11 protein-coding genes are annotated in these 12,189 nt (G+C 64.2%); 8 read left to right on the top strand and 3 right to left on the bottom strand.

All coding sequences use genetic code 11. From position 1 onward, the window contains the following. The 7 genes from GXY01S_RS03760 to GXY01S_RS03790 form a co-directional block, all read left to right on the top strand. The coding region (locus GXY01S_RS03760; RefSeq protein ID WP_156470288.1) for a response regulator at positions 1 to 897 on the top strand (897 nt) is incomplete at its 5' end. Then, entirely contained in the window at positions 894 to 1,994 is a 1,101-nt protein-coding gene (gene cheB, locus GXY01S_RS03765) for a chemotaxis-specific protein-glutamate methyltransferase CheB (protein WP_061272060.1), read from the top strand. The genes GXY01S_RS03760 and cheB, both read left to right, overlap by 4 nt. A gap of 9 nt (positions 1,995 to 2,003) precedes the next feature. Beyond that, a complete protein-coding gene (locus GXY01S_RS03770) occupies positions 2,004 to 3,869 on the top strand; it encodes a response regulator (RefSeq protein ID WP_061272061.1) in 1,866 nt (621 codons plus the stop codon). A 38-nt stretch (positions 3,870 to 3,907) separates the two neighbouring features. Beyond that, positions 3,908 to 5,869 (top strand): response regulator, encoded by a 1,962-nt coding sequence (locus GXY01S_RS03775; protein ID WP_061272243.1) that lies wholly within the window; start codon positions 3,908 to 3,910, stop codon positions 5,867 to 5,869. A gap of 71 nt (positions 5,870 to 5,940) precedes the next feature. Next, positions 5,941 to 6,534, top strand: coding sequence for an ATP-dependent protease subunit HslV (hslV, locus tag GXY01S_RS03780; protein ID WP_061272062.1), 594 nt, complete (start codon positions 5,941 to 5,943; stop codon positions 6,532 to 6,534). After that, a complete protein-coding gene (gene hslU, locus GXY01S_RS03785) occupies positions 6,534 to 7,847 on the top strand; it encodes an ATP-dependent protease ATPase subunit HslU (RefSeq protein WP_061272063.1) in 1,314 nt (437 codons plus the stop codon). Before hslV ends, hslU begins: the two co-directional genes overlap by 1 nt. Before the next feature lie 89 nt (positions 7,848 to 7,936). Then, positions 7,937 to 8,383 (top strand): SufE family protein, encoded by a 447-nt coding sequence (locus GXY01S_RS03790; protein ID WP_174520906.1) that lies wholly within the window; start codon positions 7,937 to 7,939, stop codon positions 8,381 to 8,383. A gap of 70 nt (positions 8,384 to 8,453) precedes the next feature. On the opposite strand, the gene GXY01S_RS03795 is transcribed toward GXY01S_RS03790, so the two are convergent. Beyond that, the gene (locus tag GXY01S_RS03795) at positions 8,454 to 8,663 is read right to left on the bottom strand and encodes a heavy-metal-associated domain-containing protein (RefSeq protein ID WP_061272064.1); all 210 of its coding nucleotides are present in this window, start codon (positions 8,661 to 8,663) and stop codon (positions 8,454 to 8,456) included. Between the two features lie 608 nt (positions 8,664 to 9,271). Further along, a complete protein-coding gene (gene hpnR / locus GXY01S_RS03800; protein ID WP_061272066.1) occupies positions 9,272 to 10,816 on the bottom strand; it encodes a hopanoid C-3 methylase HpnR in 1,545 nt (514 codons plus the stop codon). Positions 10,817 to 11,200: 384 nt separating this feature from the next. Here hpnR and GXY01S_RS03805 point away from each other — a divergent pair, with 384 nt between their 5' ends. Next, positions 11,201 to 11,515 carry a hypothetical protein gene (locus GXY01S_RS03805; protein ID WP_061272068.1) on the top strand — a complete coding sequence of 105 codons (315 nt, stop codon included), beginning with the start codon at positions 11,201 to 11,203 and terminating at the stop codon, positions 11,513 to 11,515. Positions 11,516 to 11,591: 76 nt separating this feature from the next. Here GXY01S_RS03805 and GXY01S_RS03810 read toward each other — a convergent pair whose 3' ends face one another. Further along, complete coding sequence (locus GXY01S_RS03810; protein ID WP_061272070.1) at positions 11,592 to 12,152, bottom strand: HNH endonuclease; 561 nt, start codon at positions 12,150 to 12,152, stop codon at positions 11,592 to 11,594. Between the last annotated feature and the right edge of the window lie 37 nt (positions 12,153 to 12,189).

Consider the following 12,189-nt stretch of genomic DNA (forward strand, 5'->3'; position numbering starts at 1 on the left):
CAGCGCCAGCGCACCGTGCTGCTCGTTGAAAACGCGGGCCAGTCCCTCGGCCTGCCCGGCCGGGTGATCCGCCACCTGCTGCGCGTGCGGCGTGACGAGATCCGCATGCTGGGCGGCATGCCGTTCGCCGTGGTGCCCCACCCGCCCGTTGGCGCGGGTGCGGCCAGCGAACAGCGCGAGGAGGAACGGGTGCCGCTGGTCCCGCTGCGCGCCTTCGTGGGCGATGAAAACGCGCCGCTGCCGGTGCGCGATGGCGCGGTGAGCGTGGTGGTGATGGAGGTTGATGGCGTGCGCTGCGGCTTTGCCGTCGAGCGCATGCTTGATGTGCGCACGCTGCTGGTGTCGGACGCGACCGCCGTGGGGCTGGACAGCGAACTCGTGCCCGGCATTGCCTGGCCGCGTGAGGACCAGCCGGTGTTCGTGCTCAGCCCCGACCGGCTGTTTGCGCGCTGGCGCGAGCGCGGCAATGGCGGGGGCGCGCATTTCAGCGATGTGGACAGCGCCGCCCCCGTGGTGCCCGTGCGCCACGCGCCGCTGGTGATGGTGGTTGATGATTCGATCACGACCCGGACATTGCAGAAAACGATCCTCCAGTCCCACGGTTATGACGTGTGCCTTGCGGTGGATGGGGAGGAGGCGCTGGCCATGCTCCAGCAATCCTCGCGGCATGTGGATGTGGTGGTGACGGATGTGGAAATGCCCCGCATGGATGGCCTTGCCCTGCTTGCGGCCATGCAGGGGGATGCGCATCTGGCCCATATTCCCGTCGTGCTCATGACCTCGCGCAATGATGGCGAGGATATCCGTCGCGGCATGGAAGGGGGCGCACGGGCTTACCTGACCAAGCAGCGTTTCGATCAGGGCGAACTGATCGACACCATAAGGGGACTTTTGTGAACGCAGCCACGCCCCAGCCCGCCCAGCCGCCAAGGCGCGTGCTGATCGTGGAGGATTCGGCGGTATTGCGCCACCTGCTCATGCGCGTGGTGGCCGATGATCCGCGCCTTGAACTGGCCGAGGCAGTGGAAACGGCGGAGGAGGCCCTGCGCCTCGTGCCACGCCTGCGGCCGGATGTGATCTCGATGGATATCTGCCTGCCGGGCATGGACGGGCTTGAGGCCACGCGGCAGATCATGGCGCATTTTCCCACCCCCATCGTGATCGTAAGCGACAGGCCGGGGGGCGGGGCCGCGCATGTCTCGATGAACGCGTTGCGCTCGGGGGCGCTGTCGGTCATCGAGAAGCCGCAGGGCCTCACGGGCAGCGCGGGTGCCGCCGTGGCCCAGGGCATTGCCACCCAGCTCTACATCATGAGCCAGGTGCCGGTCATCCGGCGCAGGCTCATGCAGGCGGAACCCTTTCGCCACAAGGGCATGTGGTCGCGCCCGCTGGCCATTCACCCCCGCATCCTGGCCCTGGCCGCCTCCACCGGGGGGCCGACCGCCTTTGCCCGCGTGCTGGGCGACCTGCCGCCCGATTTCGCGCTGCCCGTAGTGCTGGTGCAGCATATGGGGCAGAGCTTCATGGAAGGCTTTGCCCAGTGGCTGGACCAGCAGGTGGCGCTGCCGGTCAGGCTGGCGCAGCATGGCATGCCCATCGCGCGCGGGCAGGTGCTCGTGGCGCCGGGTGACCGGCACATGACGGTCGGCCCGCACGGTGAGGTGCTGCTGCATGACGCGGCCCCGGTGCAGGGGCAGCGGCCTTCGGCTGACGTGCTGTTTTCCTCCGTGGCACGGGTTTTTGGCGCCGACGGGCTTGGCGTGCTGCTGACCGGCATGGGCGAGGACGGCGTGGAAGGGCTTGGCCGCATCCGCGCGCGCGGTGGCTACACGGTGGTCGAGGACCGCAGCACCGCTGTCATTCACGGCATGCCGGGTGCTGCCGAGCGCGCGGGGGCTGCGTGCATCAGCCTGCCGGTGCATGAGATCGCCCCCCATATCCTCCGGGCCATGGCGGGCGGCCCGGTTCCCTCACAAGACCCCCTGGCTGGATAAGACGACCCCATGGTGCTGACCGACCGCGAAGACATTGCCGATACCCTGCTGCTGGTGGAAGATTCCGACACGCAGGCCCTGCGCATCCGCCGCATGCTGGAAAGCCACGGCTTTCATGTCCATCGCGTGGCCAGCGGGGAGGAGGCGCTTGATACGCTCGATGTGCGCCTGCCGGGGCTGGTGATTGCCGATTATCACCTGCCGGGCATGAATGGCGGCCAGTTGGCCCGCCAGTTGCGCATGAACGCGGTCACGCGCACCATACCCGTGCTGATCCTGACCGAGGGGATCGAGCCGGGGCTGGAGCGCGAGGGGCTGGAAAGCGGGGCGGATGCCTATATTCCCAAATCCTCCGACCCGGCGCTGATCGTCTTCCGCATCCGCGCCCTGTTGCGCGAGCATGCGGCGCATGCGCCCTCGCTTCTGCCGCAGCGTGTGTTTCGCCGCGCGCGCATCATGGTCATCGCCCCCGAGCCCGAACACAAACGCGCCGTGCCCGAACTGCTCGACCAGTTGCGGCGCGACGGGCATATCGTCACCCTGTGGCATGACCCCTCCCGCCTCGTGCCAGCCCTGCTGCATGACCCCGAGCACATGCCCGACTGCGTGGTGATCGACCTCGCATGCCGGGAGTTCGACGGGCTGGAAGTGTGCCGCAAGCTTGATGAATGGCGGCAGGAGGACCTGCTCTCGGGCAACGTGCCGCCGCGCATACTCGGCGTGGATGGCGCCCCCCGGCCCGATGCCAAGGAGTTCTCGGCCCGCGTGTTCGAGGCGGGGATCGATGATCTGGTCTCGCGCGATGTGGGGCCTGCGGCGCTGGCGCTGCGCATTCGCGTGCTGGTGCGCCGCAAGCTGTTGCAGGATGACGTGCGCCGCATCGAGGTGGAGCGGCAGGCGCGCGAGATCGCGGTCAAGAGCGCGCGCGCGGAGGCGGCGGCCATTGCATCGAAAGCCTCGCTGGCCGAGGCGCTGGAGCAGGCCAACCGTGAACTGGCCGATGCCAACCGCAAGCTGATCGAAACCCAGGGCAAGCTGGTGCAGACCGCCAAGATGGCCTCGCTGGGTGAACTGGTGGCGGGCATCGCGCACGAGATCAACAACCCGCTGGCCTTCATCCTGGCGCATAAGGACACGGTGGCACGCGGGCTTGACCGGCTCGCGGCGATGGAGAACACGACCACCGACGCCGATCACGACCAGCGGGGCGCGATCCTGGCCAAGTGCCGCGACCGGGTGGGGTCGATGAACATGGGGTTGCGGCGCATCCAGAACCTTGTGCTGAACCTGCGCAAATTCTCGCGGCTTGATGAAGGGCTGTTCCAGGTCATCGACGTGCCCGAGGCGCTGGAAACGGTCATGGCGTTGCTGACCCAGAAGCTGGGCAGCGGCATTGCGGTCAAAAGGCAGTATGATGCCCCTGACCGGCTGTACTGCCAGGCGGCGCTGCTCAATCAGGTCATCATGAATATCATCAGCAATGCGGCGGATGCAATTCTTGCCGCCCAGCATGATGATATGTCTGGTCAGGGCGGCATAGCGGTGGGCGAGATCGGGATTCACACCTGCCTCGCCCATAATGAGGACGGGCCTGACAGTTACGTCTTTGTCATTACCGATAGCGGCCCCGGCATCGCACCTGATGTGCAGGAACGTATTTTCGAGCCGTTCTTCACCACCAAGCCGGTGGGGGCGGGCACGGGGCTGGGGCTGGCCATTGCCTACAGCGTGGTGCAGGCGCATCACGGCAGCCTGTCGGTGGGGCGGGCGCCCCAGGGTGGGGCGCGCTTCACCATTTCCATACCGTGGCACCCGGAGCAGGGGAGTGAAGGCCCGGCACTGCCCGCCGCCACATCGTCCGAGCGCATGAACTAGCCACGCCTTTAACCCGCGTGCAGGGAGAGACCATGCCCATCAATACAGATCCTGCCACGCAGGCGCGCCCCGTTGTGCTGCTGGTGGATGACGAGGCGGAGATCCTCGTTGCCCTGACCGACCTTCTGGAAGACACGTTTACCGTCCTGTCCACCACATCGCCCACGGAGGCGCTGGAGATCCTCTCCACCCGCAACGACGTGGACGTGATCGTGTCCGACCAGCGCATGCCCGAGATGGGGGGCGACGTGATGCTGGCCCGCGCCCGCGCCCATAGCGACGCGCAGGCCATCCTGCTCACCGGCTATGCCGATATCGGCGCGGTGGCGGCAGCACTGAACCAGGGGCGCATCTCGTTCTATTCCCACAAACCGTGGGATGCCGATGCCCTGCGCGCCATGATCGTGCAGGCGGCGGATTATCACCGCCTCGAGCGTGAACTGCGCACCGAGCGCATGCTGCTGCACGGGCTGCTTGACAACCTGCGCTCGGGCCTTGGCTTCAAGGATGCGCAGGGCCGCTTCATCCGCATCAACCAGCAGGCCGCCGATTTCTATGGCCGCGACGTCAATGCCTGCCTTGGCCACACGGAGGAGGAACTGTGCGATGCAGACCTCCTGCCCCTCATCCGCGCCGCACAGGCGCGCCTGCGGGCGGAGGGGCGTGATGAGGAAATGCTGGAACTGCCCGCCCACATAAGGGGTGCGGCACAGGGGCGGTGGCGCGAGATCACGCGCGTGGTGCTTGGAGCACTTGGCGATGGCTCGGCGGGGTCGGTCGTGATCAACCGCGACATCACCCGCCAGCAGGAAATGGCGGCCCGCCTGCGCCAGGCGGAAAAGATGCAGGCGCTCGGCACGCTGGCGGGCGGCATCGCGCACGACTTCAACAACCTGCTCACCGTCGTGCTCGGCTCGCTCGAACTCGTGCGCGACATGGGGCCGGAGGAAGGGCCGATGGCCCGCCTGCTCGATAACGCCGCCGCCGCCGCCCAGCGTGGTGCGTCGCTCACGCGCAGGCTGCTCAATTTCAGCCGCCCGCGCGACCTGAGCCTCGAGCCGGTGGATGTGAACGCCCTGCTGCACGGCATGAAGGATCTTCTGGCCCAGACCGTGGTGTCGCGGCAGGGCAAGGATGCCCGGGGGCAGCCCTGTTCCATCGTGGTCGATACGGCTGCCTCCGACGGGGTGCTGCCGCCTGTGTGCACCGATGCGGGCCAGCTTGAGCTCGCCGTGCTCAACCTGTGCATCAACGCGGTCGATGCCATGCCCGGTGGCGGCATGATCGTGGTCTCCACGGCACTCAAGCAGGTGAAGGAGATCGTGGCGGGCACCAACCTCGTGCCGGGTAATTACGTCATGGTTTCAGTGACCGATCAGGGGATGGGCATGTCGCCCGACACGCTGGCGCGCGTGTTCGAGCCCTTCTTCACCACCAAGGATGTGGGGCGCGGCACGGGGCTGGGCCTGTCCATGATCTATGGGTTCATCCGCCATGTGGGCGGCGAGGTGCAGGTGCGCAGCCAGCCGGGCGAAGGCACGCGCGTGGATCTGTGCCTGCCGGTGCAGGGGGGCATCAGGGCGCAGGACCAGCCCCTGCCCACGGGCCGCCCGCAGGTGGGGGCACGGAGCGGCCGCGCGCTGCATGTGATGGTGGTTGATGACGAGCCGGGCGTGCGGGCGGTCACGGCGGGCTTCCTGCGCGCACGAGGGCATGATGTGCTTGAATATTCCTCCGGCACGGCGGCTGTAAATGCCATGGAGGCAGGGCTTGGCCCGATCGACCTCGTGATCATGGACGTGATGATGCCCGGCATGGGCGGGCTCGAGACGGTGCACCACCTCCAGGCCCTGCGCCCCGGGCTGCGCGTGCTGTACCTGACCGGCTATGCCAGCGCGGGCGCATTGCCCGCAGGCAGCGCCAATGTCATGCACAAGCCCTTCACGCAGGCGGATCTTGCCGCCCATATCGACCGGATCATGCAGCGCCCGCCTGACTGAAATGCCGCCCGCGCCCGGCAGCGGGCGCGTTGCCCCTTGTGCTGGCGCAGGAAGGTTTTATCTGTAGAACCATGCAAGATCATCATTCCACATCCCATGACCCGGTCGGGTGGCATGGTACGACCATTCTGTGTGTGCGCCGTGGCGGCCGTGTTGCCATGGCGGGCGACGGGCAGGTGACGCTGGGGGCTACCGTGATCAAGGGCAATGCCCGCAAGGTGCGCCGCATCGGGCCGACGGGGCAGATCCTGGCAGGCTTCGCGGGGGCGACGGCGGATGCCTTCACCCTGCTGGAGCGGCTGGAAAACAAGCTCGAGCGCTACCCCAACCAGCTTGAGCGCGCCTGCGTGGAACTGGCCAAGGACTGGCGCACCGACCGCTACCTGCGCCGGCTCGAGGCCATGATGGCCGTGGCCGATGCCGAGCGCTCCTTCACGCTGACCGGCAATGGCGATGTGCTTGAACCCGAGGATGGCATCATCGCCATTGGCTCGGGCGGCAATTACGCGCTCTCCGCCGCGCGCGCCCTGCTGGGCATTGACGGGCTGGGGGCGGAGGAAATCGCCCGCCGCTCGATGAAAATTGCTGGTGATATCTGTGTCTATACCAACCATTCCGTCATTGTGGAGACACTGGGCGGGGATGCGCATGAGGGGGCCGCGTAATGGAAATACCCAATCATACCCCGCGTGAGATCGTCTCCGAACTCGACCGTTTCATCATCGGGCAGGGTGATGCCAAGCGGGCCGTGGCCATTGCGCTGCGCAACCGCTGGCGCCGCGCCCAGTTGCCCGATGCGCTGCGTGAGGAGGTGGTGCCCAAGAACATCCTGATGATCGGGCCCACCGGCTGCGGCAAGACCGAGATCGCCCGCCGCCTCGCCAAGCTCGCGCAGGCGCCGTTCCTCAAGGTCGAGGCCACCAAATTCACCGAAGTGGGTTACGTGGGCCGCGATGTGGAAAGCATCATCCGCGACCTGATCGAGGTCTCGATCAACATGCTGCGCGACCTGCGGCGCAGGGATGTCGAGGCCAATGCCGGGGACGCCGCCGAGAAGCTCCTGCTCGATGCGCTGGTGGGCGAGGGGGCCTCGGCCGAGACCCGCAACAAGTTCCGCCGCATGCTGCGCGCGGGCGAGCTTGAGCACAAGGAAGTCGAGATATCGATTGCCGAGGGCGGCAACCCGGCCCAGTCCGACATGCCGAACATGACGCCGGGCACCGTCATCAACTTCTCGGACATGATGAAGGGCTTCATGAACCGCGTGCCGCAGCAAAAGCGCATGACAGTGGCCGCGGCCCGTGCCGCCCTGATCCGGCAGGAAGCGGACCGGATGCTCGATACCGAGGCCCTGACGCGCGAGGCCGTGGCCCACGCGCAGGACCACGGCATCGTCTTTCTCGACGAGATCGACAAGGTGTGCGCCCGTGCCGCCGAAGGGGGCGCGCGGGGCGGCGATGTCTCGCGTGAGGGCGTGCAGCGCGACCTGCTGCCGCTGATCGAGGGCACCACCGTCTCGACCAAATACGGCCCGGTGCGCACGGATCATATCCTGTTCATTGCATCCGGCGCGTTCCATATTGCCAAGCCATCCGACCTGTTGCCCGAGTTGCAGGGGCGGTTGCCCATCCGGGTGGAACTGGCCTCGCTTACGCGCGAGGACCTGCGTCGCATCCTGACCGAGCCGGAGCATTCACTGCTCAAGCAGTATGTTGCCCTGCTGGGCACGGAGGATGTGAAACTGTCGTTCAGCGACGGGGCGATAGACGCGCTGGCGGAGCTTGCGGCGGATATTAACGAGCGGGTTGAAAATATCGGCGCGCGGCGTCTGGCCACCGTGCTTGAGCGCCTTCTGGAGGATGTGTCCTTTACCGCAGCCGACCGCAAGGGCGAGGCTGTGCTGATCGAGGCTGCCGACGTGCAGGCCAGGGTCGCACCCCTGGCCCGCAAGGGTGATCTGAGCCGCTTTATCCTGTAGGCCATGCGGCCTGCCCGCAGGGGGCCGTGCCGCAGGGCGCGGCCTTTTGCATTCTGACCGATTTGATGGCCACCAATGCTGGAAAGATGATGACCGACCCGTTTGTAAAGCCCGAGGACGATACCGCCGCTGACGCCATTGCCGAGATTGGCGAAGAACTGGCCCTGTTTGATGACTGGATGCAGCGCTACCAGTACATCATCGAACTCGGGCGCAAGCTGCCGCCTTTTCCGCCCGCGTGGCAGGATGATGCCCACCGCGTGCCCGGCTGCCAGAGCCAGGTCTGGATGGAGGTGCAGCCGCGCGACGATGGCGCGCTCTACCTTGCAGGCGCATCGGATGCGGCCATCGTGTCGGGGCTGGTGGCGCTGCTGCTGCGGGTCTATTCCGGCCGCAGCCGGCAGGAGATACTTGATACCGACCCCGCCTTCCTGCGTGATCTGGGGCTGGTGCAGGCGCTCTCCACCAATCGTGGCAACGGGGTGGAGGCCATGGCGCAGGCCATTCGCAAGGCCGCTGCCGCCATGCCTGCCTGAAAAACAGGAAACGCTTTAAAAGCCGCCGCCTTTTTGAGGGAAAAAGGCGGCGCGTGGACTGTTCTGGCGTTCAGTAACCCGCATCAAATCCTGCATCGTCCACGGCGGCGTACAGTTCTTCAAGGTTGGTGGAACGGGTATCGTAGGTAACGAAGGCCTTGCCCTGTTCGAGCGAGACTTCAACCATCGATACGCCATCCACCCCTTCGAGCGCGCGCTGCACCTTGGCGGCGCAGCCATCGCAGGTCATGCCCTGTATGTTCAGTGTCAGTTTTTCCATGGTCTGGCTACCTTCTGCTGTCGCACGCCCGCAGTGGCTGCGTTGGGTTGGTCGGTCGAATCATTACAACGGAAAAGGGGGGCGCGCCATTACCTCTTCCGCAGTGCTCCCCCATGGCACGGGATGCACGCCGTATTGCCGCAGGCCCGATAAAGGCATCCTCATTCATTATGGGATCCATTGGGGCATCGTGAAAATGGAAGCCGATAAAAGTTTTTGGTGAAGCTTTTTTCAAAAAGCTTCGAAGAACGCCGCCTTTTTGAATAAAGGCGATACCCCGAAACTTTTCTTATTTTGCCTCTGAACGTTATCGTTCATAATGGAAATGTCGCTCTGTTTATTCCCTATCCGCACAAAGGCTATCGCGATCCTAGCGTGTTCATGTGGCATGGTGGAATGGAAAACCGCCCGTATTGCGCACGGCGCGCATGTGGCTGTTTAAAGAGAGTGCATTGATAAAACAGGATAAAAGTTTTTGGGCGCGCTCTTTTTTAAGGCGGCGTTCTTGAAGCCGTTACCTGAAGATCGGCGCGGAGGGGCGCATGCAAAAAGGGCCGGTGCTTGCGCAACCGGCCCTTGCGTGGCGGCGATGATTGACGCGGTGGGTGTCAGTCAACCGTGCTCATACGGGTTTCATCAACGAACTTTTCAGTATCGTCATCGATCTTGCGCGACTTGCGGCCAGCGGGGCCATGCACGTACAGCGTCTTGCGGTCGATCTTCTGGTCAGAACCCTGCGGCTTGAGCGGCATTTCATATTCGGGCTTCTGCGCATGGTCGGCCATCTGCAACTCGGGGTTGAATACCGAGTTGAACTTCCAGATCATGGTCAGGAAGTTGGTCTGCCCCCGCAGGGCCAGGCGCAGGGCGATGCCCAGCGTATCCTTGATCGCGCTCCAGCCCAGATGCTTGTTGTTGAGGATCTGCTGGGTCTTGACGAGTTCCTCATAGAACTCGCGCAGCGGCAGGGTGGTGGGCATGACCGCGTGCTGGATGTCGAACAGGCGGTAGTCACGCGTGGTCAGCTTGCGGGACTCGCTCTCCCATATCTCGGTGCCGGGGTAGGGGGTCGTGACCGAGATGTTCACGATATCCGGGATCTCGAGGCACCACTGGCGGATGACCTCGAAGCGCTCGCGGTCCCATGACGGGTCGGCAATCAGGTTGATGGCCACGATCAGGTCGAGCGAGCGGGCATATTCCAGCGCCTCGAAGTTGCGGTCCATCGACACGCGCTTGCGGAAGCGCTTCAGCCCTTCGGAATCCACCGCCTCAAGCCCGATGAAGATGTAGCTCAGCCCGATCTCTTTCCAGACCGCGAACACTTCCTTGTTGCGCATCAGCACGTCGGCGCGCGTCTCGAGGTAGTATTCCTTCTGGATGTTGCGGCGCTTGATTTCATCGGCAATGGCCATGCCGTGCTCGGCATGCACGAAGGCCACGTCATCGACGATGAAGATGCCGGGCTCCTTGATCTCCTGCAGTTCCTCGCCAATCACCTTGGCGCTCGCCGTGCGGTAGGAGCGGCCATAGAAGGTCCAGGCGCTGCAGAAGGTGCAGTCCCACGGGCAGCCACGGGCGAACTCGATGGAGGCGGCGGGGTCGAGGGTGCCGATGAAGTATTTGCGGCGGTGGCGCAGCAGGTCGCGCGCGGGGCGCACCTCATCAAGCGATTCGATGAAGATGGGCGGCGGGCCATCGCCATCCATGGTCACCACGCCGGGCACGGTGGTCAGGTCCTTGCCTTGCTCCCATGCCTCGAGCAGCAGGCCGACGGTGGCATCGCCCTCGCCCTTGAGCACGCAGTTGATGGCGCCATCGGACAGGGCCAGCACGTCACGCGCGATGAACGAGATGGAGTGCCCGCCAATGAACAGGAACACGTTGGGCAGGCGCTTGCGCGTTTCCTTGCACAGGTCGATGATCTCGGGAACATTGGCCAGGTAATTGCCCGAGAAGCAGATGGCATGCGGGCGGAATTCCTCGATGCGCTGCCAGTAATCAGGGTGCTTCTCGACCTGCAGGTCGAGGATCTGCACGTCATGCCCCTTGTTGCGCGCGGCACCGGCAACCAGTTCAAGCCCCAGCGGTTCAAGACGCAGGAAGACCTTCGTGTACATGAGCGAGCTTGGATGAACGGCCAGTAATCTCATTCTTTTACCTCAGGCATCGATGGGGACGGTGACAACGCGCGACAGCCATACGCAATCTGGTAACAAATTTACAGCCAGTCCGGTGCTGTATTTGCAATTTTTATATATCACGCATGATTTAAAAAAAATCAGAATAATGACAGAGGGTGGCAATATAAGGGCCGCCTGTCATCAGGATCACGGTAATATCACCTATGCATTCAGATGATACCAGCATCTGGCTTCATCATATCTTCTTGGCAGATATGCTTTGTGTTCATGTCCGGCATTGCAGGTAGGGCACCTATGCATTGCCCACGCGGCACCCCCTGCCCGGCGTCTTGTCCCCTATCGCGGGCAGCGCTTTCGTGGCAGTCTTGCCAGCGCTTAAGCGACGGGGTCGAAATGAAGCTGAAGATTGTGGAAAAACTGCCTGCCCGCCTCGGGCTGCTGGCATGTGGGCTGGTAGTGCTTGGTGGCTGCACGGCCGAGATCGGGCGCAAGCCGTTCGAGAGTGACATAAAATGCCTGCGCGAGCAGCTGGGCACCACCATGCAGCTCAGCTTTCCCATCGCGGCGAATACCTGCCAGCGCATGAGCGACCATAACTTCATCTTCGGTTCAAAGAAGAAGAAGGCCGTGCCGCTGCCGCTCAACCTGCGCGGCGCGCCCGACCTGCAGAAGATGGCCGATGAATACGGCTACAGCTACACAAAATAGCGTGTCCGCCCGGTAAGGGAACCCTGGCCGCCCCGGCGTGTTGCGCCTGCGTTGCGCTGGCCAGGGCGGGGTGGCTTCAGTTTTCCAGTTCGGTATCCCAGTACAGGTAGTCGCGCCAGCTTTCGTGCAGGTAGTTGGGCGGGAAGGCGCGGCCGTTTTCCTGCAACCTGCGGCTTGAGGGGCGTGCGGGTGTGTGGGCGGGATACATGCGGATCTGGTGCGGCATGTAGGAGCCCTTGATCAGGTTGCACGGGCTGCAGGCGGTCACCACGTTTTCCCAACTCGTGCGACCGCCCTTGCTGCGGGGAATGACATGGTCGAAGGTCAGTTCCTGCGTGGGGAAGCGGGTGTTGCAGTACTGGCAGGAAAAATTGTCACGCAGGAAGACATTGAACCGTGTGAAGGCGGGCTTGCGGGCGGTAGGGATATAGTCCTTGAGCGCAATCACGCTGGGCAGGCGCAGGCTCTGGGTGGGGGAGTGGACAACGGTGTCATATTCGCTCAGCACCGATACGCGGTCGAGCCACACGGCGCGGATGGCGTCCTGCCATGACCATAGCGAAAGCGGAAAATAGGAGAGCGGCCTGAAATCGGCATTCAGGACCAGGGCTGGCAGGTATTGACTGTCACAGGGCACGGACGCATTCCTTTCCGAATGCCGCCGCACAAAGTTC

Source organism: Komagataeibacter xylinus NBRC 15237 (assembly GCF_001571345.1).
GTDB lineage: Bacteria > Pseudomonadota > Alphaproteobacteria > Acetobacterales > Acetobacteraceae > Komagataeibacter > Komagataeibacter xylinus.

What these genes read in the sequence shown, in the direction of transcription:
- GXY01S_RS03770 (WP_061272061.1), top strand. Translation starts at nt 2,004, where the DNA reads ATGGTGCTGACCGACCGCGAAGACATTGCCGATACCCTGCTGCTGGTG.
- hslV (WP_061272062.1), top strand. Translation starts at nt 5,941, where the DNA reads ATGCAAGATCATCATTCCACATCCCATGACCCGGTCGGGTGGCATGGT.
- hslU (WP_061272063.1), top strand. Translation starts at nt 6,534, where the DNA reads ATGGAAATACCCAATCATACCCCGCGTGAGATCGTCTCCGAACTCGAC.
- GXY01S_RS03790 (WP_174520906.1), top strand. Translation starts at nt 7,937, where the DNA reads ATGACCGACCCGTTTGTAAAGCCCGAGGACGATACCGCCGCTGACGCC.
- GXY01S_RS03795 (WP_061272064.1), bottom strand. Translation starts at nt 8,663, where the DNA reads ATGGAAAAACTGACACTGAACATACAGGGCATGACCTGCGATGGCTGC.
- hpnR (WP_061272066.1), bottom strand. Translation starts at nt 10,816, where the DNA reads ATGAGATTACTGGCCGTTCATCCAAGCTCGCTCATGTACACGAAGGTC.
- GXY01S_RS03805 (WP_061272068.1), top strand. Translation starts at nt 11,201, where the DNA reads ATGAAGCTGAAGATTGTGGAAAAACTGCCTGCCCGCCTCGGGCTGCTG.